Origin of the sequence: Gimibacter soli, assembly GCF_028463845.1 — a bacterium.
Lineage (GTDB): Bacteria > Pseudomonadota > Alphaproteobacteria > Sphingomonadales > Kordiimonadaceae > Gimibacter > Gimibacter soli.
Genome location: NZ_CP116805.1, coordinates 698,643 through 724,354 on the forward strand (window position 1 = coordinate 698,643; position 25,712 = coordinate 724,354).

Here is a 25,712-nt window from a genome sequence, read left to right on the forward strand (position 1 = left end):
TCAAGCTTCCTTGTGCCCGGCGGAGCAGCCGCCAGCGGGCGCTGCAAGCGCCGAGAGTTTCACGTCATCAAGTGCCCCGCGCACGGCGCCATTGATGACCTGCCAGTGCGGACGCACATTGCATGTATGATCGATGCAGCAGTCCGAGGTTTCGGTATCTGCGCAGTGGGTGACCGCGATGGGGCCGTCGACGGCCTCGATGATATCGGCGATCGAGATGGCCTCGGCGCCGCGGGCCAGCGTGTAGCCGCCAGCCACACCCCGGTGGGCCACCAGAACGCCCGAGCGCGACAGAAGATGCAGCACTTTCGATACGGTCGGCAGCGGAATGCCGGTCAGAAGCGACAGGTCCTGCGCGTTCAGCCGGTTGCCGCCGAGAGCCAGACGGCTCATCAGCACAACAGCATAATCGGCAATGTTGGTCAGCTTCAGCACATCATCCATCCGGGTGCGAGGTCAGGGCCGAACCGGGGGTTCAGCAAATCATGACCAAAATGTTCAGGTTTAATATGGGGTCATGGGGGGCAGAGTCAAGCGCCCGACCGCTGTGTGCGCCGCGCTTATGACGCAAATGTGCGGCAAATGCACGCACAAATGCTGCCTGCGTGACAAAATGCCAACTTCAGGGCTAGGGTGGGTCATCACTTGTTCGACATCAGGCAGTCCATGACCCCCGACGACCAGCTTGCCCTTTATGCCAGTGCCCGATTCGCCCGCGCCTTCGAAGCGGCGGTTGGCCGCGCCCGTGATGATGGCCTTGTGCCCGGCGTGGTACATCTGAACGGGGGGCAGGAGCTGGTTGAGCTGGGCGTGTTCCGCCAGCTGGATGGGGCGCGCGACCGGGTGACAGGTTCGCACCGCAGCCACGGCCTCGCGCTCGCCGCCGGTGTCTCGCCCGCTATGATCGCAGCCGAAATCATGGGACGCACCGGCAGCCTTTCGGGCGGGCTTGGCGGCACCCAGCATCTGGTGCCCGCAGGCGGGCTTTTCATGGGCTCGAACGGCATCGTCGGCGGGCAGGTGCCGCTGGCCGCCGGCGCCGCCTTTGCCGCGAAATCCAAAGGCAATGGGGGCATTGCGGTCGCTTTCTTCGGGGAAGGCGCAGCCCAGCAGGGCGGGGTGATGGAGACCATGAATCTCGCCGTGGTCCTTGGCCTGCCGCTCCTTTTCGTCTGCGTCAACAACGGCTGGGCGCAATCTACGGGGGCGGACGCCAGCGCCGGCGCACCGCTCGCCCCCCGCGCCAGGGCCTTCGGGATGCAGGCTGAAAGCGTTGATGGCGGTGATCTCGGCGCAGTCGATGCCGCCGCGCGCCATCTGGTTTCGCAGATCCGCACGAACGGCCAGCCAGCCTTTCTGGAAGCGCATGTCTCCCGCGTTGGCGGGCATTATCACGGCGAAGATCAGGGCTACCGCAAGGACGGCAAGCTCACCGATCCGCTCGACCGTCTGCGCGCCACGCTTGTGGAAGCCGGCGTGACGGCTGCGAACCTGCACCGGATCGAGGAAGAGGCCGAAGCCCGCGCCCGCGCAGCGTTCGCTGAAGCAGCGCTTGAGCCTGCGGATGACCCCTCGACCCTTGTCCTCTGGGCCCGTGATCTCGGGGGCTTCGCATGAAACAGATGACGATCCCCGCGGCGGCGGCGGAAGCCCTGTATCAGGCGATGGCGGCGGACGGCAGCGTCTTCCTGATCGGCGAAGACCTTGCCATGGGCGGCGTGTTTGGCGCTGCCCAAGGGCTGAAGGACCGGTTCGGCCCATCACGGGTGGTCGATACCCCGATTTCGGAAACATCCTTCCTCGGCCTTGGCATTGGCGCGGCGATGAGCGGCATGAAGCCGGTGGTCGAGATCATGTTCTGCGATTTTCTGGGTGTCTGCTTTGACCAGCTGATGAACCAGGCGGCGAAAACACGTTTCCTGTCCGGCGGGACGGTCAGCCTGCCGCTGGTGATCCGCACCACGATGGGGGCGGGGGACGGATCGGGTGCCATGCACAGCCAGTCGAACTATGGCCTTGTTGCCAGCGTCGCGGGCCTCCGCGTTGCTTGCCCGTCGAATGCAGCGGATGCGGCGGGGCTTCTGAAAACAGCCCTTGAAGGCCCGGACCCGGTGGTGATTTTTGAGCATAAAGGCCTGTTCGGGGCAGAAACCCCGGTCGATCCTGCGTTGCCACCCGTGCCGTTTGGCAAAGCGCGGACCTTGCGCCAAGGCGCGGATGTCACGCTCGTTGCAATCGCTGCAATGGTGCCGGTGGCACTCAAAGTTGCCGATAGCCTCGCCAAGCGCGGCATTGGGGTTGAGGTCATCGATCCCGTGACGATCAACCCGCTGGACCGCGCGGCGGTCCTCGCAAGCGTCCAGAAAACCGGCCGGTTCGTGGTGCTTGATGAAGGCGCTGCCTTCGCGGGTATCGCCGATGCGCTTGTCTCGATGGTTTCGCGGGAAGCATTCAGGTCGCTGAAGGCCGCACCTGCTGCGATCACCCCGCCGCATACGCCGGTGCCTTATGCCCCGGCGCTTGAGGCCGCATGGCTGCCGGATGCTGCCCGGGTGGAAGCGGCAATTCTGAACATGATGGAGGATGTATGAAGCGCATACAGGTGTGGGACCTGCCGACCCGGCTTTTCCACTGGGCTCTTGTGATTGCCGTTGCCCTTTCGGCCTATTCGGCGTTTGAGGACAAGTTCGGCGTCTGGGCCAAGGTGCATCTTTATGCGGGGCTCACCATCCTCGGGCTTATTCTGTGGCGCCTCGTCTGGGGCTTCATCGGCAGCGAGACATCCCGATTCAGCCATTTCCTGAAGGGCCCGAAGGCGGTTGCGGCCTATGCGCGGCAGGCAGATGCCGGGGCGCATGTCGGCCATAATCCGGTCGGTGGCTGGTCCGTCGTCGCCATGCTTGTGGTGACCTTCGCGCAGGCGGCGCTCGGGCTTTTTGCGACCGATGATATGTTTTTCTCGGGCCCGCTTGCATCGAAAATCGATGGCGGGATGACGGGCACGATCACCGAAATCCATGAGGTGCTGGGCTTCACGCTGTTCGGCCTGATCGGCCTGCATGTGGCAGCGGTTCTCTATTACCGGATCGTCAAACGGGTCGATCTGGTGCGCCCGATGGTGACAGGCAGCCGTGACGTGGCGCCGGAAACGAAAGAGCCCGCGCGGCGGCACGGGCTCTGGGCGATTGTTTCTGCCCTCCTGATCGGAGGCGGGGTCGCTTATTTTTCCTTGTAAACGTCGTGGCAGGACTTGCAGTTTTTGAAGGTCTTGCCGAGGGCTGCCATCGAAGCGCTCTTGTCGCCGGTTTTGGCGGCGGCAAGGAAGGCCTCGGTGTCGGCCACAAACCCATCCATGGCGGCTGAGAATTTATCCCATTCCGCCCAGATCTGGTCTTTCGCTTCACCCTTGCCGTGCACGGTGCGGGTATCGACCTTGAAGGCGGACTGCGAAACCTTGGCACCCGCCACGAGCGCTTCGGCCAGTGGCACCAGATTCTCGTCCGCGCCTGCCTCGCCTTTCAGCACCGTCATGGCACCCATCGCCGAATTCACGACGATCTGCATGCCCTGGTGGCGGAAGGCAACGGGCGGTGCCAGTTCCTCTTCGCCGTGTGCGGCAACCGGGGTCGCGATGATGGCAGCGGCCAGAAGGGCCTTCGACAGCGATTTCATAGGTCTCTCCCCCGAGATGAAAGGTGTGTCAGCGAATCAGAGAATCGGGCGCGGCGGCTGCCGGCGGTCGCGGCGCGGCGGCTGGGCCTGATAGGCTTCGGCGCAGTGCGAAGCGCAGTAGGGCATGCCGGGCTCGGAGGGCTTGCCGCAGAAATGGAAATCTTCGTCGCCCGGGTGGCCGTGCGGCCATTTGCACATGCGGTCGGTAAGATCGAGAAGGGTGACAAGCTTCTTGGCTTCCTTCTTCTCCACACGTTTCGGGGCTGCAGGAGCCTCCGGCTTGTCGGCCTTCACCGGCGACGGGCGCGACTTCAGGCCAAGGCGGTGGGCCTTGCCGATCACGGCGTTGCGGGTCACTCCCTCGCCCAGTTCCTTGGCGATCTGGCTGGCGCTCTGGCCGCTATCCCAGAGATTCTTCAGGAGTTCGATACGCTCGTCGGTCCAGCTCATAAGGCCCGTCCTTCGTTCTTATTGGTGGTTTATGCTTTTTGCCCGCCTTCACGGACAATCCGTCGCTTATATCGTTTTCGTGAGGCCCTTGCCAAGGGTGCACGGGCACATTTAATGATGGTGCACACGAAAAACACACGAAAGAGCGAGGCAATATCCATGGCCACGACCCCCCGTCCCGCGGCGGCCCCCATCGAAGGCCGCACCATCGGCACCATGAACTGGCTTGGGCTCTGGACCCTGTATCTGCGCGAAACCCGCCGTTTCATGAAGGTGTGGGCGCAGACGCTGGCCGCACCCGCGGTGACCACCATCCTCTTCATGGTGATCTTTTCGCTGGCGCTTGGCGGTGAGCGACGCGAGATCGCCGGCCTGTCGTTCGGCACCTTTCTCGCCCCCGGCCTGATTGTGATGGCGATCCTGCAAAATGCTTTCGCCAACACTTCGTCGTCGCTCCTGATCGCCAAGGTGCAGGGCAATATCGTCGATACACTGATGCCGCCCCTGTCCGCCAGCGAACTGACCCTCGGTTTTGTATGCGGCGGCGTGACGCGCGGGATTGTTGTCGGCTTCTCGGTCGGCTTCGCCTTTCTCCTGATGCCGGGTGTGGAGATGAAGATCACCCACCTGTGGGCGGTCGTCTATTTCGCCTTGTCGGCCTCGGTGATGCTGTCGCTTGCGGGTGTGCTGACCGGAATCTGGGCCGACAAGTTCGACCATGCGGCGGCCATCACCAACTTCATCGTGGCGCCCTTGTCGCTCCTGTCCGGTACTTTCTACACGATCGACCGGCTGTCGCCTTCGTGGCAGATCCTGTCGGCGGGCAACCCGTTCCATTATCTGATCGATGGTTTCCGCTATGGCTTCATCGGCCATCAGGACAGCGATATCGCAATTGGCGTCGTTTACACGCTTCTGATCAATATCGGCCTCGCCGTGTGGGTGTGGCGGGTCTTCCGCTCGGGTTACCGCCTGAAGCCCTGATAGCGCTCCCCGCCCGAAAAGCGGCAAAATCCGGCCTTTTTCACGCCGACCCGCCTTGACTATGGCGGGTCTCGGCGGCATCCTCCCCGCCTCGGGCGCCCTCTTGGCGCCCCATCACTCTTTTTATCCCAGGAGTTTCAAGCGTGATTACGCCCCTGATGCCCGTCTATAACCGGATTCCCGTCGCTTTCGAGCGCGGCGAAGGCATGTATCTCTTCGACACTAACGGTAAGAAATATCTCGACTTTTACTCCGGCATCGGCGTGATGTGCCTTGGTCACAGCCACCCGACGCTCGTGAAAGCGATCACCGAGCAGGCGTCGAAGCTGTGGCACACGGCAAACACCTTTGAGATTCCTCTTGGCAACCGTCTCGCCGAACGGCTGACGGCGGCGAGCTTCGCAGATACCGTTTTCTTCACCAATTCGGGGGCCGAGGCCATCGAATGCGCGATCAAGATGGTCCGGAAGCATCATTACGACCGCGGCAACAAGGGCCGCTACCGCATGATCACCATGGCGAACGCCTTCCATGGCCGCACACTCGCCGGGATTGCTGCTGCCGGCCAGGAAAAGCTGACGAAAGGCTTCGAGCCGCTTGTTGACGGTTTCGATGTGGTGCCTTTCGGCGATATCGAGGCGGTGAAAGCTGCGATCAAGCCGGAAACCGGCGGTATCATGATCGAGCCCGTGCAGGGCGAAGGCGGTATCCGCCTCCTCGACGATGCCAAGATGCGTGAACTGCGCGCTATTTGCGACGAGCACGACCTTCTTCTGGTGTTCGATGAAATCCAGTGCGGCATGGGCCGCACGGGCAAGCTTTTCGCGCACGAATGGTCGGGCGTGAAACCCGATATCGTGACGGCAGCCAAGGGCATCGGTGGCGGCTTCCCGCTCGGCGCGTGTCTGGCGACCGAACATGCGGCGCTCGGCATGACCGTCGGCACCCACGGCAGCACTTATGGCGGCAACCCGCTCGCCATGGCTGTCGGCAATGCCGTGCTCGACGAGATGCTGGCGCCCGGCTTCCTCGACCGTGTTGTCGCGATGGGTGATAAGCTGCAAGCCCGCCTCGGTGCCCTGCAGCAGCGCCACAGCGACATGATTTCGGAAGTGCGCGGCCGCGGCCTGATGGCCGGTATCCGCCTGCCCGATGTCGCCACCCGCGATGCGGTGGTGGATCTTATCAACCGCGGCCTCGTCCCGGCTGTTGCCGGCGACAATGTTGTCCGCATGCTGCCGCCGCTGATTATCGAAGACAGCCATCTTGATGAAGCGATGGAGACTTACGACCAGGCCTTCACCGACTGGAAACAAAACGGTGTGCCGAAGTCCTGACCCCAGGGCTTCCTGACCTCAACGAGTGCTATTATGACTGTGATGCCTAATCCCGTGGAACTGCGCCATTTCATCGATCTCAAGGACCTCAGCGGGGAAACCCTCCGCCTGATCCTCGATGTGGCGCGACGCTGGAAAACGGCACGCAGAGGCTGGCCCAAGGGAATGCCGGACATGCCGGCCCTCCTTTCCGGGCACACGCTCGCCATGATTTTCGAAAAAAGCTCGACCCGTACGCGGGTCAGCTTTGAAGTGGCGATGCAGCAGCTGGGTGGCCAGTCGCTTGTGCTGACGGGCGACAATATGCAGCTCGGGCGCGGGGAAACCGTGGGCGACACTGCCCGCGTGATGGGCCGCTATGTGGATGCCATCATGATCCGCGCCTATGCGCATGATTCGGTCGTCGAGCTCGCCCGCGACAGCGGCGTGCCGGTGATCAATGCGCTGACCGACCGCTCGCACCCCTGCCAGCTGATGGCGGATATCATGACGTTCGAGGAACATCGCGGGCCGATCCGTGGCCGCACGCTTGCATGGGTCGGGGACGGTAACAATGTCGCCACGTCGCTGATTGAAGCGGCTGTCCGCTTTGGCTTCAGCCTGCGGCTTGGCTGCCCTGATGGTTACAAGCCGGATGCCGAGGCTGTGGCATGGGCCATAGCCCAGGGCGGCGATGTGATGGTGACGGATGATCCGGTCGAGGCTGTGAAGGGTGTAGCCGCCGTATTGACCGATACATTCGTGTCGATGGGCGACAGCCGCACGGGCGGGCGCATGAAGGCCCTTGCACCTTATCAGGTGAATGCCCATCTGATGGCGAATGCCGCGCCCGATGCGCTGTTCCTGCACTGCCTGCCCGCCCACCGGGGCGAAGAGGTAACGGCGGATGTCATCGATGGACCGGCCAGTGTCGTCTGGGACGAGGCGGAGAACCGTCTGCATGTGCAGAAGGCTATCCTCGCCTGGTGTCTCGGCAAGTTCTGATCGAGAGTAAAATGAACGACAAACCGATTGTCATAAAAGACCCGGACTTCAGCCGGGACAATGAAATTCGCCCGTTCCAGATTGAAGGAATGGATGTGCGCGGCCGCGCCGTACGCCTTGGCACGGTCGCCGACCAGATTCTGGTGGCCCACGGTTATCCCGAACCCGTCGAGCGGATCGTTGGCGAGATGGCGGCTCTGGCCGGCCTTCTGGGCTCGATCCTCAAGTTCGATGGCATTGTGACAGTGCAGACCAAGTCACAGGGACCGATCCCGATGATGGTGGCCGATTATGAGCGCAAGGCGGATGGCACCGGCCATATTCGCGCCTGCGCCGAGATCGACCATGAGAAGCTTTCCACCTTCGGCGCCAATCCCTCTTTCAAGGGGCTGATCGGCTCGAAGAACGGCTATCTCGTGATCACCATCGATCAGGGCGCCGATATGGAACGCTATCAGGGCATCGTGGAACTGAAAGGCGACAGCCTTTCGGACGTGATCCATGCCTATTTTGAAAGCTCCGAGCAGACACCGACCGCCGTGCGGCTGGCGGCTGACCGCGACCCGGTTTCGGGTCACTGGCGGGCTGGCGGCATCATGGTCCAGCATCTGGCCCGCGGCGAAACCGGCCGCGAGCGCATCCTTGACCGCGAAACGGAAGAGCACTGGAATCGCGCCTCCACACTGATGCACAGTGTGAAGGAAAGCGAGCTTCTGGACCCGGCCCTGACGCTCGATGACCTTCTTTACCGTCTTTACAACGAAGACGGCGTGCGGGTGTTCGATGCCACCCGCGTGCAGAAGGGGTGCCGGTGCGAACGCGAACGCCTGCTGGCGGTCCTCGGCCAGTTCTCGGCTGACGACAAGGACCATATGGTCGTGGACGGCAAGATCGCCGTGAACTGCCAGTTCTGCAACAAGACCTTCGATTTCAGCCCCGAAGAAGTGGGCTGAGGCCGCCGGCTTCAGCTGATTGCGGCGGCCAGTTCCTCATCCGTTATTTCCTTGCCGCGAGGCAATTCTTCAGTGCCGATGACCACGGTTTCGGCACTGAAGGAACGGATGTGTTTCTTGTTGGCGATGAAGGAACGGTGAAGGCGCAGGAAATGATCCGGCAGGCCTTCCTGCGCGGCCTTTACGGACCCATGCACGACGAGCTTTTCCCCTGACCGCAGGCAATAGGTCACATAATTGCCCATGCCTTCGACATAGAAAATGTCGTCCGGATCGACGAGGTGGGTGCGGCGATTGGACCGGAGGCTGATCCGGCTTTTGCCCGCAGCATTGCGGCGCACCTCGATCCAGTAAAACTGGTACATCTTCACGGCGCCCACCACGATTGCCGTGGTGTTGACAAGAATGACGCTGCGCAGGATTGCGCCGGGGTCAGAAAGCGGCAAGCCGCCCGCATCCATCAGCCGTTCGTAGAAGAAATAGCCGGACAGGCGCTGCAGTGCGCCAGCCACCAGAAGCAGCAGGGCGTATCCCAGCAGAAACTCGCGGTATCTTTCCTGCAGCAGATAGCGCGGCATCAGGAAATAGATCAGCCCGTACACGGCAAGGGCACGGGGCGGCAACAGGACGAATTCAAGATAGAAGGAAGCAAACAGGCCTTCTTCCGGCCGCATCCAGATCAGGCTGAACAAGAGATAGTAGCCGAGCCAGAAGACGACATGTGTGAGCGGCCGGGACCCAAGAAGGTAAAACCGGCCTCGCACGTCCTGTTCTGCCGCTGTATCCGTCATGACAAATCCGCCGTTCGTGTAATTCCCGCCGGGTTTGGTGTAAGGCCGCCTGTTCCCCCGGTCCTTTTGCCCGCATTCCTGAGCGCTGCAAGTATGCACAATAGGGGAATGGCATGAACACTGATACGGCAAATATCCGGCGCGGCACCTTTGGCCTCAAGGCACTGGGCGCGGTCCTTGTCCTTGGTCTTTCATCACTTTCTGCAGCAGCAGACGATACTTTGCCACGGCGTGCCCAATGGGATGCGCGGTTCGAAGGCAATGGCGGCGCGGGCATCCGTATCCGCGAGCTGACCGATCGCTCGCCGCTGGCCAAAGCAGGGTTGAAAGCTGGCGATATCATGATCCAGGTGGATGGCCGCGCGATTGTCGGCGCGGCTGCGTGGGATGATCTGACCGACAGTCTGGTCGCGGGAAAGGATTATGCAATCCAGTACCGGCGAGGGGCGGTGGTGAAGGCTGCAAAGGCGCGTTTCCGGGCGATCCCGTATGAAGCCTATGACGGCATCGAGGTAAGCTACGACCAGATCACAAGCGACTATGGGGCGCGTCAGCGGGTCATCATCACCCGGCCGAAAGGGGCGAGCGGCCCTCTTCCTGCGGTCTTTGTCCTGCAGGGTCTCAGCTGTTCCAGCATCGAGAATATTCCGGGGCGCAATTCAAACTATATGCGGGTGCTCACGTCACTGGTGACCGAAACAGGCATGGTGGTGATGCGGGTCGAAAAGCCGGGCCTTGGCGACAGCGAGGGCAATTGCTCGGAAACCGATTTCAAGGCGGAACTGAACGGCTATGAGGTGGCACTCGCGAAACTGCAAAGGCTCGCCTACGTCGATCCTTCCCGGATCATCGTTTATGGCAACAGCATGGGCAGCGCCATTGCCCCCTATTTCGCCAACAAATACAGCCTTAAAGGCGTGATCGCGGATGGCACCTATTACCGTACATGGTTCGAACATATGCTGGAGATCGAACGCCGTATCCAGCGCATGCAGGGCGTGGAGGAGACCGTCATCAATGACCGGATCAACCGGGCCTATATCCCGCTTTATCATGGCATGCTGATCGCCAAGAAAAGCTATGCCGATGTGGTTGCCGAGCAGCCATTGCTGGCGGAACACAATTATCACGGCGGACATCACATGTACGGGCGGCCCATGCGCTTCTATCACCAGATGCAGGATTTCGATGTGGCTGGAAACTGGGCCAGCCTCAAGGTTCCGGTCCGCATTCGTTGGGGCACGAACGACTGGATCATGTCCGAATATGACAATGACATGATCATGGAAGTGCTGGGGGCCGCCGGGCACACAGACGCCGAGCTCCATAAATTTGACGGCATGGATCACTGGTCCACAATCCATCCGACCGCTGCTGCCTCCTTCAAGGGTGAGGCAGGCACCTGGGACGAAAGAATCGCCAGCCAGATTGTGACGTGGGCTCAGGACCTTGCATCCAAGTAAGGGCTGATACGCCCGCCCCGTTTGGCTTCCATGTGGCCGGAATCCGCACTGTTTCAGGGGTTCCGGCCGCAGTGAGCCTGACAAATAGAATTTGACATACCGATTGCTATGGTGTGCCATATTTTCGCCACATTTCAACTCGGAGGCGAAGATATGGCAACTGTTGCGGGGGCTGCAGGTGAGGCGGGCTATTTCAATGTCCGCACCAACAAGGAATATGCCGAGCGTATAGACCGATTGCGGATATTTGCGGTTCTCGGGATCATGATATTTCACTTGCCGCCGCTGGTGACATACCAGACGGATCCCGATCGGGCATTGCCGGTATTTTCCAGCGACTGGATTCTTTTCCTGAAGATCGCTTCCCAGACTTTGATCCCGGGCATGATGGTGCTGACCATGATCACCGGTCTGCTGATCTTTGGTGCCCAGCCGGCGCCCCCTTATGGCAAGAGCGTGCGAAAATGGACGCAGCGCCTGTTTGTGCCTTTCCTGATATGGACAGTGCCGTTCTCGCTGCTGGTCGCGGTTCTTCAGTCTTTCGGGCTTGGCAAGGAATATGGGCACCAGCTGGGTGACTTTGAACTCTGGCCCCTGATCGACAGCGTGTTCGGCATAACGACATTTCCGGTCAATGTGCCGATGTATTTCACCCGCAGCATGTTTGTGCTGCTGCTCCTGTCCCCTGTCATCTGGTGGGTGGTGCGGCGAACGGGGCCGTTATTGTTCCTGATTTTTGCCGCCCTCAAGATCGGGCAGGTGCAGGTGCCAGTCCTCTATTCCTGGTCGATCTGTGCCGGATTTGCGCTCGGCGCCTATCTCGTCCTGCAACCTGAGTGGCTGGATCATTTTGAACAGCATGGCGGCAAATATCTGGCGGCAGCACTTGGTCTGCTGATGGTCAGCGCGCTTATCCGGTTCATGCACTATGGGCAGAATGTAAGGATTGCCACTATCACCGCCGACATAGCGGATTTCTTCATGCTGCCGGGAACCTGGTGGCTTGGGCGATACTTTGCCTATCCAAGGCTTGCTGCCTTGTTCAAGCGCCTCAATCCCTATAATTTTGCCCTGTTTGCGGCCCATGTACCGCTTATCCATATTTACTGGAATCTTTTCGAAGCCTGGTTCGGGAGTAGTGCAAATCCGGCCTATACCGTCTTTTTCTTCCTTCACCCTGTACTTCTGGTGGTCAGCATCCTTTACTTGTCCAAGTTTGCCGAGTGGCTAAGCCCGACACTTTGGGGCTATGCGGTCGGCGGCAGAACCCGCAACGAACTGAACGTCCGCAAGGAGCGGGCGGTACAGACCGGGTAAGCGCAGTTTTTGCGCCACAGGATGAACTGATTTCGAAGGGGCCTACATGTTCGCCAAAGCGTTTCTAGTGACTGCCGTGTTGGCGGGGGTTCTTGCACCTGCGTCCGCGGCGGACGTGACGATCTACCGCGATGCCACGATCATCGACGGCAAGGGCGGGGCTTCCGTGCCGCATATGGCGGTGATTGTGGAAGGCGAGACGATCAGCGCGGTGACGCCGGTAGCGGACCTTTCGGCAACAGAGATGGACGGGGCCAAGGTCGTGGACCTAAGCGGGGCCTATCTGATGCCGGGGCTGATCGACAGCCACCAGCATATGGCAACCCCGCCGGACCATCCCCGTGCGCTCGCGCAGATGCGGCGGGATCTCTATGGCGGGATCACGGCGGTGCGCATCATGGCCGATGACCTGCGGGCAGTGGGCGATTATGCGCGCGCCTCGGCGCAGGGCGAGATCGCAGCGCCTGATATCTATTATGCCGCCCTGATGGCCGGCCCCGACTTTTTCGACGATCCACGCACGGCAGCCGCCGCCAAGGGGGTGAAGCCAGGCACTGCGCCCTGGATGCAGGCGATCACGCCTGATACCGACATGCCGCTTGCCATTGCGCGCGCCAAGGGCACGTCGGCGATTGGCGTGAAGCTTTACGACAATCTGCATCCGGCAGAATTGAAGCGCATCACGGCAGAAGCCCACAAGCAGGGCATGTTTGTGTGGGCGCACGGGATGGTGTTTCCGTCTGCCCCCGAAGATGTGGTGGCGGCAGGTGTCGATGTGATCTCGCATACTTGCTATCTTGCCTATCAGGTGATGAACCCGCGCCCCACCACCTACAAGGACCGCCGCCCGGTGGAGACCGAAAAGCTGCAGGGTGGGGATAATCCTGTGATGGCGAAGATATTCAGAGATATGGCGGCGAAAGGCATCGCACTTGATGCCACCATCCGCGTTTACCGCGAGATGGACGACCGCTATGCGGCAACCCCCAAGATGAAGCAGCCCTATTGCACGGCGGATCTTGCCGCGATCCTGACGAAACAGGCCTATGATCTGGGCGTGAAGATTGTCGCGGGCACCGATGTGGTGCCGCCGCGCGAGGCGGCCTTCCCTGCCCTTTATGACGAGCTTGTGCTGCTGAATGAAAAGGTCGGCATGCCGGCGGGTGCCGTGATCCGCGCAGCCACCTATGAAGGCGCGCGCATCCTTGGGCAGGATGGCACGTTCGGGACGATCGAGGCCGGTAAGCGCGCCGATTTCATCGTCACCGGCAGCGATCCGCTTGCCTCGCTTGCCAATGTCCGCGATATCCGCTTCACCGTGAAGCGCGGCAAGCGTTACGACCGTGCCGACTATAAGGGTATCACAGCCGCGGAAATGCCTGACGAGGAATAGGGCGGCGAGCGGCCATCTCCGAAAACATAAAACCCCGCCGGTGAGCGGGGTTTTCTCTGGAAGGCTGTCGTGCGGGCCGGGGTCAGATGGCAGCGGGGATGCGCTGCGGCTGGCGTTGGCGGGCCTGTTCGGCCATCTGGTTGGCAAATACCCACTGCACAAGGCGCAGCATCAAGGGCGTATTGGCGGACAGGTCCACCAGATGCGGATTGGTCTGCATAAGACTGGCGACGGCGATGATCGCGTTGCGATTGCCGCGTACAGCCCAGTTGATGAAATCGTCGGTGCTCAGTCCCTGATGCGCCATAAAACTACCCTATACTCACAGTCTTCTACCGTACGGGCAGCATAGGTTACCGCTAACGCTCGGGAAAACGGCCTCGCAGATTTTGTTAAAATCCAATGGACCGCCTTGAATTCTTGAGGGAATTTCAGCGTCCTTCCTTTGCCCCTTCGGGGCTGCGGTCGCGCGGCGGTACCCGAATCGTCTTTTCTCCCTGTGTGTCGGTCAGTTTGATCCCGGTCAAAGCACCGATATCCCGGTTCGGTTATGCTGTCCTCATGAGACAATCTAACGGGAGGTTTGGACGATGTCGGGCAGGTTCGGGCGGTTGGTCATGGCGACGGCACTGTGTCTTGGTCTTGCCGGGGCCACAGAGGCCTATACATACCAGATCACGGGTGACCTGAGCTTTACTTCGGCAGAGCAGGCCGGGCTTTTCGGCCTCTCGTCGCCGGAAGGGGGCGCCTTCAAGGCGCGTTTCGAAGCAGACGGGACGGCGACGACTGATGATGCCATCTATACGGCGCTCGATCCGATCACGGGCGACTTCATCTATGAAGCCGTTTATGCGCTTCCGCTGACTCAGCTCGTTCTTGGCAATGTGTCGCTATTGTATCCGGATACGGGTGGCGCCGGATCCTGGATGCAACTGACCTTCTTCTACGAATATAGCTATATCAGGCTCGGATTCGAGACAGACATGCCGGTACCGGGTTCTGCAAACGGGTTGACGGTCACAGATGTCGACCTGCTGGCGCTTGACTATAGCGTGCTGTTTTATGACGCCAATTTCGACAGCATCGAGACATTCAACAGTTTCTATGATCGCAGTGGCGACATCAGTTTTGCCTACGGCGACGGGCATACGGGCACAGCCAACATTTCCAATCTGACATTGACGGTCTTGCCCGGGGGCATCCCCGAACCTTCGACATGGATGCTGCTGATGATGGGCTTCGGCTTCAGCGCCATGGCTGCCCGGCGGCGCAGACGGGCCGTGGTGTCTGGCGCCTGACTGGAGATATGAAACTGGAGATATAAAAAGGGGCGACCGAATCTGGCCGCCCCTTTTTGCATTTTGCTGGTGGATCAGCCCTTGCTGGCAGCGATCCAACCGTTCACCTTTTCCTCGAGGATATCGAGCGGCAGGAAGCCATGCTTCAGCACCACATCGTGGAAATCTGCATAGGTGAACTTGTCGCCAAGCTCGGTTTGCGCCTTGGTACGCAGTTCCATGATCTTCAGTTTGCCGATCATATAGGCTGTGGCTTGGCCCGGCATGACGATGTAGCGCTCGATCGCGCTTGTCGAATCGCCTTCGGGGTTCGGCGTATTGTCGATCAGATACTGGATCGCCTGTTCGCGGGTCCAGCGCTTGTCATGAAGGCCGGTATCGACCACCAGGCGGCAGGCGCGCCACAGTTCCATCGCCAGGCGGCCGAAGTCGCTATAGGGATCGGTATAGAAGCCCATGTCCTTGCCAAGCTCTTCGGTGTAAAGGCCCCAGCCTTCCGAATAGGCGGTGAAGCCTGCCGACCGCTGGAAGAGCGGAACGCCTTCCAGTTCCTGCGTCACAGCGATCTGGAAATGGTGGCCGGGTGCCCCTTCGTGATAGGCCAGCGCCTCAAGCTGATAGAGCGGCATGTCGCGCACATTCTTGAGGTTTGCATAGAAGGCGCCGGGGCGTGAGCCATCGGGCGCGGGGCGCTGGTAGAAGGCCTTGCCGGCCGAGGTTTCGCGGAATTTTTCCACGGCGCGGACTTCAAGCGGGGCTTTCGGCAGGCGGTGGAAGAACTCGGGCGCCTTCTGCATCACCTGATCGATATAGCCCTTGGCCGTATCGATATAAAGCTGGCGGCCAGCGTCGCTGTCTTCCACGAAGAAGCGGTCGTCGGTGCGGGTAAACTCGAAGAAGTCCTTGAGGCTGCCTTCGAAGCCGACCTTCTTCATGATGGCTTCCATCTCGCTGTGGATGCGGGCCACATTATCAAGGCCGATCTGGTGGATTTCCGCCGCCGACAGGCTGGTCGTCGTATAATCCTTCAGCTTCTGGGCATAGAAGGCTTCGCCGTCCGCGAATTTCCAGACGCCGGCATCCTCGTTCGCCAGACCTTCCTGACGGGTCAGTTCAGCAATCACGCGGTCATAGCCCGGCTTCACATGCTCAGTGAGGGCTTTCTCGGCACTCGCGATAATGGCGGCGCGGTCTTCGTCGCTCATCTCGATGTCGGCGATCTTGGTTTTCAGGTGGGCAAGCAACACGTTATCGGTGCCGCTGTCATCGAAAGGCGCGCCCGCGACGATGCGTTCGATCGAGGTCAGGACACGGGGATAGACAAACTTGGGCGGCAGGACGCCGGCTTTTTCGGCGCGCAGGGCGCGGTCGACTTCTTCACCGAGATAGGCATCGAAGGTGGCAAGGCGGGTGACAAAGGCCTCCGCATCTTCTTTCGATTCCAGCCGGTGCACGGTCAGCAGGTGCGTTACCGGGCGGGTGTGGGCGCCGTACATCTGGTTGAAGACATAGGTGTCGTTCCGGAACTTGTCGTCTTCGATATTACGGGTCCAGAGCTTCTTGAAGAGCGTCAGGCTGAGGGCCGATGCTTCGGGCAGCACGCTGGCGTCAAAGCCTTCGGCTTCGGCGAGCTGCGCCTTGGTCAGCGCCAGTTCCTGATCTTGCGCTTCGACCGTCGAGCTCGGCCACTTGTCATGCTGGCTGTGGTCGCCGAGGCTTTCCTGATACAGCGGATTGAGCGCCAGCTGGTCCTGCATGGCTTTTTCGAAGAAGGCGTTCAGGCGCGCGACTTCGGCCTCCGCTGAGGGCTTCTCGGTGGCGGGTGCGGCGGTTGTGCTGTCATTCTTCTGAGCAGCGGGCTCGCACGCGGCGAGGGCAAGGAGCAGCGAAAGCGCGCTCACGGATGTTCTGAGCATGGTGTTTCCCCCAAAGGTTCTAGGTTGTTTGTGAGGCGGCAGCCTAAGGCAAGCGAAGCCACCCGCGCAAACGAAAAGGGCGGCCAATGGCCGCCCTTGAACGTTCGTTTAGGCGCTTCGCGGATCAGGCTGCAGCAGCAACCGAACGGCGACGCGAGGCGATGCCCACAAGGCCGAAGCCCATGATCATCATCAGCCAGGTGGCCGGCTCCGGAATTGCCGAAACGGTCAGGCCGGCAACGCGGAAGTCGGAATTGGCGTCATGAGCGGCGATCGCGAACTTCTGGGTGCCGAGGCCGCCGTTGAAGTCATAGGGGTTCTCGGCGAGGTTGCCGTCGAACAGCGACCAGCTGCCGTTGCTGAAGCTGTAGATATTGAAGGCGTCAGCGGCTTCCGGGAAGGTCCACCACAGGAAGCTCTCGGTTTCGGTGTTGAAAAGGCTGAGCGCGATCGACTGGGCGGAAACAACCCAATCGAACTCGAAAACAAGCGCTTCGGTGGTGAAGAGGTCACCATCAAGCTCGTTGTCATCTTGCGGGTAGCCATGCACGCCAAGGCCGGCGCTGTTTTGGCTGACCTGGTCGGGCAGGAAATCGAGACCGATATAAAGGAGCTCGTAGCCGGTAACGGTCACATTGAGGCCGTTGTCACCGGTGAAGGACATTTCGTTGGCAATCGAAGGGCTGCCGGTGAAATCGAAGGTATTAACAGCAGCACTTGCCGGTGCGGCGAGACATGCGAGCGCGGCAAGGGCGCCAAGGGTTTTGCGGATCATATTTAACTCCAACGGGAAAAATTGAAACTTGGGATGCTCGAACAAGCCTGAAAATTAACGTTTGGTTAACATGTGAAAGCTGTTCATCCAAGACCGGATTCCGGATAAATTTAAAATTGAAATAAAATTACGGAAACCGGGGTCATACAGGCTCAAGTTGTTTCAAAATGAGGCATAAAAAGGTAAAGGGCGGCTCCCGGAGGAACCGCCCTTCACATGGGATCAGGCTTGGCAGCCGTTGATCTGGATCGCTATGCCTCAGGCAGCAGCGGCAACCGAACGGCGGCGCGAGGCGATGCCCACAAGGCCGAAGCCCATGATCATCATCAGCCAGGTGGCCGGCTCGGGGACACCGCTGGTGATTTCCAGAACGGTCAGCGAGCGGATCTTGAACTCGTCATTGCTATCGTGGGCACCTACACCGAGCTGGTCGGAATAAGGAACCAAAGCGAGCGACGCCCAGGCAACGCCATCGCCGTTGTATCCGTCAGGATTATAGTTGGTTCCGAGCAGGGTCCAGGGATTGCCGGTCAGCAGCGAGAATTCATCGTCGCCTTCAGAGCCTACGAGATCCCAGTCATAGCAACCATAGCGACCCCAATTGGTGCATTGCCAGTTGTATTCGACGTCCCAATGGGAGAACGAGATGCTTTCCAGCGCTACGGTTTTGTCAAAACGGAAAATCAGCAGGTCGTTATTGCCGTTGCCGTCCACATAGTGTTCGTCAGTGCGGCCGGTATCGACACCGAGGCCGGTCGAATAATGGCCGACCGCATCGGTGTACATATATTCGACTACGTTGCTGCCATCGAAACGGCCAGCCGTCACTGTGACGGTGATGCCGTCCGACGAGAAGCTCTCAGAAACAGATGTGTGGTTCGTACCACCGGTGAAATCGAATGTCGTCGAAGCACTGGCCGGTACTGCCATCAGGGCAGTCAGGCCGATTACGCTCAAAGCTTTACTAAACATTTTAGCCTCCTGAGCCCGGTTGGGGCTTGTATAGTTACGAATGGATACTCAAACAAAAACTGTGGTTAACGATCTGTTAACATCCTCCCTGAAGCCGGGCAAAGAGAAGATGAGAGGGCCTCAGCTTTTGAAACAAAATTAGCTGAAATTGAGTCTTTGCTGCCGGATTGTGTTTCATTCTGGAACGAATCGCCTGAAAACAGCCATGAGGGGCGAGACTGATGAGGTTGTACAACCACGAATCAGTAATGGCTCATTGTGTGCCAAAAGTGGCAAAAGCCGATCTTGTCTTCCGTGAGCATGGCGCAGTGAAGTGCAGGCAAGTAAAAAGGCGACCCCTTGCCGGGATCGCCTTTCTGATTGTTTGGATATGATCGTCGGTCAGGCGCGGACGAGGCTGCTGCGACGGCGCGAAGCGATGCCGACAAGGCCGAAGCCCATGATCATCATCAGCCAGGTGGCCGGCTCGGGGACACCGCCGGTGATTTCCAGAACGGTCAGCGAGCGGACCTTGAACTCGTCATTGCTGTCGTGGGCACCCACACCGAGCTGGTCGGAATAGGGAACCAGAGCGAGCGATGCCCAGGCAACGCCATCGCCGTTGAATCCGTCGGGATTATAGTTGGTGCCGAGCAGGGTCCAGGGGTTGCCGGTCAGCAGCGAGAATTCATCGTCGCCTTCATAGCCGACGAGATCCCAGTCATAGCAACCATAGCGACCCCAGTTGGTGCATTGCCAGCTGTAGTCGACGTCCCAATGGGAGAACGAAATGCTTTCCAGCGCTACGGTTTTGTCAAAACGGAAAATCAGCAGGTCGTTGTTGCCGCTGCCGTCCACATAGTGTTCGTCAGTGCGACCGGTATCGACACCGAGGCCAGTCGAATAATGGCCGACCGCATCGGTGTACATATATTCGACTACGTTGCTGCCATCGAAACGGCCAGCCGTCACTGTGACAGTGATGCCGTCAGACGAGAAGCTCTCAGAAACGGATGTGTGGTTTCCGCCACCTGTAAAATCAAATGTTGTCGACGCCTGGGCGGGGACTGCCATAAGGGCAGCAAGGCCGAGTACGCCAAAAGCTTTACTCAACATGGTCACCTCCTGAGCCCAATTCTGGGCTTGTATAGTTGAAAGTTGGGATACTACACAAAACTCAGCGTTAACCATTTGTTAACACAAAAGGCAGAAATGGGGCAATTGATTCAACTGACAGGGTAGAAAGTTGAAATAAAGTTTCGTCAAATTTGCAGGAAGATACGAAATATGTATCAAAATGAGACGTACTGTGACGGAATCTATCATCCCTGTAGGGGTGGGACCGGTATCAACCACCCAATTTCCGCGAATCAAATACAACTGATGCAAAAAAGTGACGGTGGCTGACTCCCGTGCACGATAAAGTGAATCCGCTTGCACTTATCCACAGTCCCGATAACAATATTCTGGCATTCGAGGATTGAGACGGCTTTGACGAATGTGAAGACTTGTCTGCAGGCTTTGCCAGTGACTTGGGACTTTGCACTAACCGGAAATCGTCCCCCAAGAACGCGGGTGCATTTTGACGACCCGGCAACGAGCAGTGGTGCACCATGCTTGTTGTTCGGTACAAGGCCTGAAAGGACGCTACAATGGCTACCGGTACTGTAAAATGGTTCAACGCTACCAAAGGTTTCGGCTTCATCCAGCCGGACGAAGGCGGCAATGACGTGTTTGTTCATATTTCTGCGGTTGAACGCGCTGGTCTGAAAGGCCTGCGTGACGGCCAGAAGATCCAGTATGAAATGGCGGAAGACCGCCGCGGCCGCATGTCGGCTGATTCGCTGCAAGTTCTCTGATCTAGCCGCACTATTGAATTAATGGAAGGGGAGGCTTACGCCTCCCTTTTTTCATGCCCGGCGCCGAGATTCTTTTTGTGACAATCACTTGCAGGACGGCCCGGCACCCCGTCGCCAACCGCTGTTCTGATCCGCTTGACGCGCGCTTCGCGGTCCGCTAATGACTTTGCGAACTATTCGCATAACAAGAGCGGTCCAGACCCATGTATGTGTGCCTTTGTAACGGTTATACCGATAAAGACATCCGCAAGGCAGTAAGCGCCGGCGGTGTGCAATGTGCGGACGATGCCTACAAGGCACTTGGCGGCGCCTTCTGCTGCGGCTGCTGCCGCGACTGCGCGAACGAGATCCTCGACGAGGAACTCCCGAAGGTCAGTTTCCTCGCCGCTGAATAGCGCGGGGCGCCGCATATAAGAAACAAGGGCCGCAAATGCGGCCCTTTTCTTTTGGTCGTAGTGCTGCCCGATACCCGGCGTGTCAGCTGGCCGATTTCGATTGCAGCAGCACGTAATTCTCGAGGCCCATCTGTTTGATGAGGTCCAGCTGGGTTTCCAGCCAGTCGATATGCTCTTCTTCGGATTCGAGGATGCGTTCCAGAAGCTCGCGGCTGCCGTAATCCTGCACTTCCTCGCAATATTTGATGGCGTCCTTGAGGTCGGTATGGTTCGCGATCTCCATCTTGAGATCGCAGCCAAGCACTTCCTTGACGTCTTCGCCGATCATCAGCTTGCCCAGATCCTGCAGGTTCGGCAGGCCATCAAGGAAAAGGATGCGTTCGATGAGCTTGTCGGCATGCTTCATCTCGTCGATCGATTCCTCATATTCATGATGACCGAGCGACTTCATGCCCCAGTTGTCGAGCATGCGGGCATGCAGGAAATACTGGTTGATGGCCGTCAGCTCGTTCTTGAGGATGACATTCAGATGTTTGATGACGCCGGGGTTGCCCTTCATCGCTCTTCTCCGCACTTTTGAATTGAGCGAAGTATAGACCCGCCGCAGCGCACAAAAAAGAAAAATCCTTGCAAATCAATCGCATGAGCGCATTTTGTCGCACCCCGCACCGCTGCCTTGCAGGATGGGCCTGCGAGGTTTATTCAATGCCCACGGAAATGCACACCCCTAAAGGGCCAGACTGTCATGACAAAAGCCGCCAACGATCCCGGTTATCTCGTTGCCGCCCTCTATAAATTCGTCGCGCTGGACGACTGGCGCGATATGCAGCCGCGCCTGCAGGCGGCCGGTGAGGCCAAGGGTATTGTCGGCTCGCTCCTGTTGGCGCGCGAGGGCATCAACGGCACCATCGCGGGCCGTGAGGCCGATCTTCGGGCGTTTCTGGATAATGACCTTCTGATTGACGCGCGCTTCGCCGGCCTCAGCCTCAAGGAAAGCCATGCGGCCCATAAGCCCTTCCGCCGGCTGAAAGTGCGGCTGAAGAAGGAAATCGTCACGATGGGGGTCGATGGCATCGATCCGCGCCAGATTGTCGGCACCTATGTGAAGCCCGCTGACTGGAATGCGCTTATCGACGACCCGGACGTTGTGGTGATCGACACCCGCAACGATTACGAAGTGGCGATCGGCACCTTCGAGGGGGCGGTGAATCCCAACACCAGATCCTTCCGCGAGTTTCCAGCCTGGGCCAAGAATTATCAGGGCCTCCATAACAAGCCGAAGGTTGCCATGTTCTGCACCGGCGGCATCCGCTGCGAGAAATCGACCGCATGGATGAAGGAACAGGGCTTTGACGAGGTCTATCACCTTGAAGGCGGCATCCTGAAATATCTTGAGGAAGTGCCGGCCGAAGAAAGCCGCTGGCAGGGCGAATGCTTCGTGTTTGACGAGCGCGTCTCTGTCAGCCACGGGCTGAAAACAGGCGACTATACGCTCTGCCGCGGCTGCCGCCGGCCCCTCTCGGCCGAGGACCGCGCCTCGCCGCTATACGAGGAAGGCATCACCTGCCCGCATTGCCATGACGAGCTTTCCGACGACCAGAAGGCCCGCTTCGCCGAACGCCAGCGCCAGATGCGCAAGGCGCGCGAGGAAGGCTATGTCCATTTGGGCGCAAAGCCTGAGGACGCACAAAAGAAGGAAACCGCAGCGGATAAACCGCGCGGCTGAGGTGCCTTCGGTGCTTGGTTCAGGAGGTGGCCGCTGTCGTGTCCGGGCCGGGTCGGAGAATTGGTGAAGGGTGCTCCTTGTTCTTGAGGTGACCCTAGCGGGTCGCGGGCGGGCGCGCATTCGCCTTGCGATGAACGGACAGCGCCCTGCGATCAGTCGAATCTGTATCCCCCTGATCTCCGGACTGGAAAGACCGCGCGCCCTGTGGCAGATCAGGGACAAGTATATTCAAGATTTCGGAGAAAATGGCATGAGCGACACCCCGCGCAAGGCCCGCGTCAAATGGGCGGGCGACCTGACCTTCATCGGCGAAAGCCCCACGGGCCATACGGTCGTGATGGATGGCGGCGCTGATTCCGGCGGTCGCGACCATGCGATCCGCCCGATGGAAATGCTGCTTCTTGGCATGGGTGGCTGCTCCAGCATCGATGTCATCCTGATCCTGAAGAAAGCCCGCCAGAAGGTCGTCGACTGCTGGGTGGAGCTTGAAAGCGAACGCGCACCGGAGCCACCGCGCGTCTTCACCAAGATCCATGCGCATTTTGTGGTCGTCGGCCACAATCTTGATGACAAGCATGTGGAACGCGCGATCCAGCTTTCGAAGGAAAAATACTGCTCGGCCTCCGTGCAGCTCGGCGCACTTGCCGACATCACCACCAGCTTCGAGACCCGCGCCGCCGAGGTCTAGGCGAAGGTTACCGCAGCCTCCGCCTCAATCAGCGTCAAGCGGCCGCCGTAAACACAGCCTGTATCGATAAAGAGCGCGTTGCCGACGCGCTTGGGTGCCTTGATGGGCGTGTGGCCGTGGACGGTCAGCGCCACGGCAGGGTCACCCGGTGCCGCGCGCTCGCCGCGGATCGTATCGCGGGACCAGATCAGCAAGCGGCGGAAGTCCGCTTCCCCGATGGTTTCCTCCATGCAGCGCCAGCCGGTCGGAGGGGGCTCGGCGTGGGTCACCCCGATGGGTTTGCCGCCCGAACGTTCCAGCCGGATTGCTGTGGGTAGCGCCCTCGCAAGGCTCAGCGCTTCCTCCCGCTCGGCAAGCCCGAGCCCCGTGAACCAGCGACCACCATTGGCATACCAGAAGGCGGCGGCTTCCTCGTCGCCGTCGGCGTCGAGCATCATGATTTCATGATTGCCGCGTACGGCGAAAAACCAGGGCTCGCGGGTCAGCCGCAAGGCCCCGAGGCTATCCGGCCCCCGGTCAACCAGATCACCGACCGAGATGATCCTGTCAGCTGCCTTGTCGAACTCTGCGGCCTGCATGGCGGCGGCGAGTTCCTGAACCATGCCGTGCAGGTCGCCAACGAGGAAATCGCGGCCTGCCCTGTTGGGCGGCAGTGTGATCAGATGGCGGCTGGTGTGGCGTGCAGGCATAATGGATTGATCCATGCGTATTTGGCGCGCGTAGAAGAAGATTATAACGCAAATTGGCCGCTGGGTTGAGACATAGCGCCGCAGCCCCGTTTTCTTGGCGTTAAACTTTTTCTACTATAGAAGGGCTTACGCGATGGGGGTCGCTGGTCCGGAGACTGTGTGCCGATGCTGAATGCCTCTGCAGGTGCTGCGGATGCCCCCCTCCGTTCTCGCCAGACATGGTTCTGGGTCGGGGCCTATGTCTTTGCGGGCTTCTTGGGGCTCGTTGCCCTTCTCACCAATCCTTCAGACAGCAAACGGCTTCTTCTGGTGCTCGACCGCGGCGTCGAGGCCCAGTCGGCCTGGCCGCTGCTGGATGATCTCGATGCCGAGCTGGTCGCTGTTGTCGCCCCGCGCATCATTCTTGTTGAAAGCACACATCCGATCTTACCCGCCAGGGCGCGCGCACGCGGTGCGCTTCTCACCTTCGACGGCTCGGCCCTTCGTGGCTGCGGGCCGGCGACATTGATGGATTGATCCAATGCTTGATAAGATTCGCTCCCAGTTTTCCCGTTGGCTGATGCTGCTTCTGTGGCTGCATGTGCCTGTTGTGGCGCTTGCTGCCTTCCTCGTGGCGCCCGAGGGGCGCGGTGTGGCCGGGGAAATTGCATTCTCGGTCTTCCTTTGCCTTGGCCCGACTGTCGCCTATTGGAAAGCCGGACACGGCCCCTTGTTCCGCTATCTCTTCGTCAGCGGCTATGTGTTGATGGCGGCGCTTCTGGTCTTCATCTTCCGGGGGCATCCGTGGCAGATCGACATTCATATGTATTTCTTCGCGGCCCTTGCGATCTCGGCAGCCCTTTGCGACTGGCGCGCGGTGCTGCTGGCGGCGGGCGTCACGGCGATGCATCACTTGCTCCTCAATTTCCTGGTTCCCGCATGGGTCTTCCCCGAAGGCGCTGATTTTGGCCGCGTGGTGCTGCATGCCGTTGTCGTGGTGCTGGAAACGGCAGCGCTTTTCCTGCTGATCCGCAAGCTGGAAGCATCGTTCGAGCTCGGCGCAGCGGCGGAGCGTGCTGCGCAAGATGCGGCCGCCCTTGCGAAGGCTGAAGCTGACGGCGCCCGTCAGGCGCAGGCTGCTGCCGATGCCGCCCGCGCCGAAGCCGAGGAATATGCCCGCGAGGCCGCCCGCCTGAAGGACGAGGCAACCGCGACCCTTGAAGAAGGCCAGAAGCGCCGCCGCGCCGAACGGCTGAAGGTCGCCGAGGAACTGGAAGCGTCGGTCCATGGGCTGGTCGAGGAAATCCGTACCCTTGCCGCCTCGCTCGGCAGCCGGTCGGGGGAGCTTGCCAATGAAGCCTCAACTGCCGACACGAGCGTGCAGCAATCGTCCGAAGCTGCCCGCATGGCAGCCGCGAACGTGGGCACAGTGGCCGCCAGTACAGACGAAGTGGCCGCAGGCATCAGCGAGATCTCGCAGCAGATCACGGCAAGTGCCGGTGTTTCGAACTCGGCCAGCGAATGCGCCGAGCGCGGCCGCGCTTCGATCCAGACACTTGTCGACTATGCCAATCAGGTGGCCGACGTGCTGCAGATGATCAGCGACATTTCGGAACAGACCAACCTTCTGGCCCTCAATGCCACGATCGAGGCCGCCCGTGCGGGCGAGGCCGGCAAGGGCTTTGCGGTGGTGGCGAGCGAGGTGAAGAACCTCGCCGGCCAGTCGGCAACCGCTGCCGGCGATATCTCCAAACTCGTCGATTCGATCAAGGCAGCGTCCGAAGGGGCGGTTGCGGTGAATGACGAGGTCGCCCGCTTCATGGAGCAGATCAGGTCCAACATCACATCGGTTTCGGCAGCCATCGAGGAACAGACGGCAGCGGTCAGCGAAATCGCCCGCGCGGCCCAGCTGACGTCCGAGGAGGTCGGTCGCACCGATCACGCACTGCAACGGATCGGCACGCTTGTCGGCAAGGTTCGCCAGTCGTCCGATGATACGCGCAGCACGGTCGATATGCTGGGCGGCAAGGCGGATGAACTTGCCGCCGGGCTTTCCCGCGCCCTGGCCGCCATGCGCACCTGAAACGAACCT

28 protein-coding genes are annotated in these 25,712 nt (G+C 59.9%); 17 read left to right on the forward strand and 11 right to left on the reverse strand.

All coding sequences use genetic code 11. From position 1 onward, the window contains the following. Window positions 1-435, reverse strand: coding sequence for an SUF system Fe-S cluster assembly regulator (locus PH603_RS03305; RefSeq protein WP_289504503.1), 435 nt, complete (start codon window positions 433-435; stop codon window positions 1-3). 210 nt (window positions 436-645) lie between these two features. On the opposite strand from PH603_RS03305, the gene PH603_RS03310 reads away from it, so the two are divergent. Genes PH603_RS03310 through PH603_RS03320 form a run of 3 tightly spaced genes read left to right on the forward strand, consistent with a single transcriptional unit; the run spans window position 646 to window position 3,235 of the window. Further along, a complete protein-coding gene (locus PH603_RS03310) occupies window positions 646-1,617 on the forward strand; it encodes a thiamine pyrophosphate-dependent enzyme (RefSeq protein WP_289504504.1) in 972 nt (323 codons plus the stop codon). Continuing rightward, the gene (locus PH603_RS03315) at window positions 1,614-2,591 is read left to right on the forward strand and encodes an alpha-ketoacid dehydrogenase subunit beta (protein ID WP_289504505.1); all 978 of its coding nucleotides are present in this window, start codon (window positions 1,614-1,616) and stop codon (window positions 2,589-2,591) included. The genes PH603_RS03310 and PH603_RS03315 overlap by 4 nt, the downstream gene beginning before the upstream one ends. Then, on the forward strand, window positions 2,588-3,235 hold the full coding sequence (locus PH603_RS03320; protein ID WP_289504506.1) for a cytochrome b/b6 domain-containing protein: 648 nt from the start codon (window positions 2,588-2,590) through the stop codon (window positions 3,233-3,235). Before PH603_RS03315 ends, PH603_RS03320 begins: the two co-directional genes overlap by 4 nt. On the opposite strand, the gene PH603_RS03325 is transcribed toward PH603_RS03320, so the two are convergent. Then, window positions 3,220-3,672 carry a c-type cytochrome gene (locus PH603_RS03325; protein WP_289504507.1) on the reverse strand — a complete coding sequence of 151 codons (453 nt, stop codon included), beginning with the start codon at window positions 3,670-3,672 and terminating at the stop codon, window positions 3,220-3,222. The genes PH603_RS03320 and PH603_RS03325 overlap by 16 nt on opposite strands. A 36-nt stretch (window positions 3,673-3,708) precedes the next feature. Next, complete coding sequence (locus PH603_RS03330; protein WP_289504508.1) at window positions 3,709-4,122, reverse strand: GcrA family cell cycle regulator; 414 nt, start codon at window positions 4,120-4,122, stop codon at window positions 3,709-3,711. A gap of 159 nt (window positions 4,123-4,281) precedes the next feature. On the opposite strand from PH603_RS03330, the gene PH603_RS03335 reads away from it, so the two are divergent. From PH603_RS03335 to PH603_RS03350, 4 genes are all read left to right on the forward strand, one after another. After that, complete coding sequence (locus PH603_RS03335) at window positions 4,282-5,106, forward strand: ABC transporter permease (protein WP_289504509.1); 825 nt, start codon at window positions 4,282-4,284, stop codon at window positions 5,104-5,106. Between the two features lie 143 nt (window positions 5,107-5,249). After that, window positions 5,250-6,443 (forward strand): aspartate aminotransferase family protein, encoded by a 1,194-nt coding sequence (locus PH603_RS03340; protein WP_289504510.1) that lies wholly within the window; start codon window positions 5,250-5,252, stop codon window positions 6,441-6,443. A gap of 33 nt (window positions 6,444-6,476) precedes the next feature. After that, entirely contained in the window at window positions 6,477-7,427 is a 951-nt protein-coding gene (gene argF, locus PH603_RS03345) for an ornithine carbamoyltransferase (protein WP_289504511.1), read from the forward strand. 11 nt (window positions 7,428-7,438) lie between these two features. After that, window positions 7,439-8,380, forward strand: coding sequence for an Hsp33 family molecular chaperone HslO (locus PH603_RS03350; protein WP_289504512.1), 942 nt, complete (start codon window positions 7,439-7,441; stop codon window positions 8,378-8,380). An 11-nt stretch (window positions 8,381-8,391) separates the two neighbouring features. On the opposite strand, the gene PH603_RS03355 is transcribed toward PH603_RS03350, so the two are convergent. Further along, window positions 8,392-9,171, reverse strand: coding sequence for a LytR/AlgR family response regulator transcription factor (locus tag PH603_RS03355; protein ID WP_289504513.1), 780 nt, complete (start codon window positions 9,169-9,171; stop codon window positions 8,392-8,394). A 113-nt stretch (window positions 9,172-9,284) separates the two neighbouring features. Here PH603_RS03355 and PH603_RS03360 point away from each other — a divergent pair, with 113 nt between their 5' ends. The 3 genes from PH603_RS03360 (at window position 9,285) to PH603_RS03370 (ending at window position 13,344) form a co-directional block, all read left to right on the forward strand. After that, on the forward strand, window positions 9,285-10,634 hold the full coding sequence (locus PH603_RS03360; RefSeq protein WP_289504514.1) for an alpha/beta fold hydrolase: 1,350 nt from the start codon (window positions 9,285-9,287) through the stop codon (window positions 10,632-10,634). Window positions 10,635-10,787: 153 nt separating this feature from the next. Next, window positions 10,788-11,951: an acyltransferase family protein gene (locus tag PH603_RS03365; RefSeq protein ID WP_289504515.1), complete on the forward strand. Its 1,164-nt coding sequence runs from the start codon at window positions 10,788-10,790 to the stop codon at window positions 11,949-11,951. Between the two features lie 46 nt (window positions 11,952-11,997). Then, a complete protein-coding gene (locus PH603_RS03370; RefSeq protein WP_289504516.1) occupies window positions 11,998-13,344 on the forward strand; it encodes an amidohydrolase family protein in 1,347 nt (448 codons plus the stop codon). Window positions 13,345-13,426: 82 nt separating this feature from the next. On the opposite strand, the gene PH603_RS03375 is transcribed toward PH603_RS03370, so the two are convergent. Further along, the gene (locus tag PH603_RS03375) at window positions 13,427-13,651 is read right to left on the reverse strand and encodes a hypothetical protein (RefSeq protein ID WP_289504517.1); all 225 of its coding nucleotides are present in this window, start codon (window positions 13,649-13,651) and stop codon (window positions 13,427-13,429) included. Between the two features lie 283 nt (window positions 13,652-13,934). Here PH603_RS03375 and PH603_RS03380 point away from each other — a divergent pair, with 283 nt between their 5' ends. Further along, window positions 13,935-14,642, forward strand: coding sequence for a PEP-CTERM sorting domain-containing protein (locus tag PH603_RS03380; RefSeq protein WP_289504519.1), 708 nt, complete (start codon window positions 13,935-13,937; stop codon window positions 14,640-14,642). A 74-nt stretch (window positions 14,643-14,716) separates the two neighbouring features. On the opposite strand, the gene PH603_RS03385 is transcribed toward PH603_RS03380, so the two are convergent. The 4 genes from PH603_RS03385 to PH603_RS03400 all read right to left on the reverse strand — a co-directional run bounded on the left by PH603_RS03385 (window position 14,717) and on the right by PH603_RS03400 (window position 19,400). Continuing rightward, window positions 14,717-16,558: a DUF885 domain-containing protein gene (locus tag PH603_RS03385; protein ID WP_289504520.1), complete on the reverse strand. Its 1,842-nt coding sequence runs from the start codon at window positions 16,556-16,558 to the stop codon at window positions 14,717-14,719. Between the two features lie 124 nt (window positions 16,559-16,682). Beyond that, window positions 16,683-17,333, reverse strand: coding sequence for a PEPxxWA-CTERM sorting domain-containing protein (locus PH603_RS03390; RefSeq protein WP_289504521.1), 651 nt, complete (start codon window positions 17,331-17,333; stop codon window positions 16,683-16,685). Between the two features lie 258 nt (window positions 17,334-17,591). Further along, entirely contained in the window at window positions 17,592-18,305 is a 714-nt protein-coding gene (locus tag PH603_RS03395) for a PEPxxWA-CTERM sorting domain-containing protein (RefSeq protein ID WP_289504522.1), read from the reverse strand. A gap of 381 nt (window positions 18,306-18,686) precedes the next feature. Next, window positions 18,687-19,400 (reverse strand): PEPxxWA-CTERM sorting domain-containing protein, encoded by a 714-nt coding sequence (locus PH603_RS03400; protein ID WP_289504523.1) that lies wholly within the window; start codon window positions 19,398-19,400, stop codon window positions 18,687-18,689. 536 nt (window positions 19,401-19,936) lie between these two features. Between PH603_RS03400 and PH603_RS03405 the strand changes: the two genes are divergently transcribed. Together PH603_RS03405 and PH603_RS03410 are read left to right on the forward strand one after the other, a co-directional pair. Next, window positions 19,937-20,143: a cold-shock protein gene (locus PH603_RS03405; RefSeq protein WP_289504524.1), complete on the forward strand. Its 207-nt coding sequence runs from the start codon at window positions 19,937-19,939 to the stop codon at window positions 20,141-20,143. Between the two features lie 203 nt (window positions 20,144-20,346). Continuing rightward, complete coding sequence (locus tag PH603_RS03410) at window positions 20,347-20,538, forward strand: (2Fe-2S)-binding protein (protein ID WP_289504525.1); 192 nt, start codon at window positions 20,347-20,349, stop codon at window positions 20,536-20,538. An 82-nt stretch (window positions 20,539-20,620) separates the two neighbouring features. Here the strand turns inward: PH603_RS03410 and bfr are convergent, their stop codons facing one another. After that, window positions 20,621-21,097, reverse strand: coding sequence for a bacterioferritin (gene bfr, locus PH603_RS03415; protein ID WP_289504527.1), 477 nt, complete (start codon window positions 21,095-21,097; stop codon window positions 20,621-20,623). Window positions 21,098-21,283: 186 nt separating this feature from the next. Here bfr and trhO point away from each other — a divergent pair, with 186 nt between their 5' ends. Further along, on the forward strand, window positions 21,284-22,264 hold the full coding sequence (trhO, locus tag PH603_RS03420) for an oxygen-dependent tRNA uridine(34) hydroxylase TrhO (protein WP_289504529.1): 981 nt from the start codon (window positions 21,284-21,286) through the stop codon (window positions 22,262-22,264). Between the two features lie 250 nt (window positions 22,265-22,514). Further along, the gene (locus tag PH603_RS03425) at window positions 22,515-22,952 is read left to right on the forward strand and encodes an OsmC family protein (protein ID WP_289504530.1); all 438 of its coding nucleotides are present in this window, start codon (window positions 22,515-22,517) and stop codon (window positions 22,950-22,952) included. Here PH603_RS03425 and PH603_RS03430 read toward each other — a convergent pair. Next, on the reverse strand, window positions 22,949-23,641 hold the full coding sequence (locus PH603_RS03430) for a metallophosphoesterase (protein ID WP_289504532.1): 693 nt from the start codon (window positions 23,639-23,641) through the stop codon (window positions 22,949-22,951). The two genes, PH603_RS03425 and PH603_RS03430, sit on opposite strands and share 4 nt — an antisense overlap. 165 nt (window positions 23,642-23,806) lie before the next feature. Here PH603_RS03430 and PH603_RS03435 point away from each other — a divergent pair, with 165 nt between their 5' ends. After that, window positions 23,807-24,157, forward strand: a complete 351-nt coding sequence (locus PH603_RS03435) for a hypothetical protein (RefSeq protein WP_289504533.1) — start codon at window positions 23,807-23,809, stop codon at window positions 24,155-24,157. Between the two features lie 4 nt (window positions 24,158-24,161). Further along, on the forward strand, window positions 24,162-25,703 hold the full coding sequence (locus PH603_RS03440) for a methyl-accepting chemotaxis protein (protein WP_289504535.1): 1,542 nt from the start codon (window positions 24,162-24,164) through the stop codon (window positions 25,701-25,703). The last annotated feature ends 9 nt before the right edge of the window (window positions 25,704-25,712 follow it).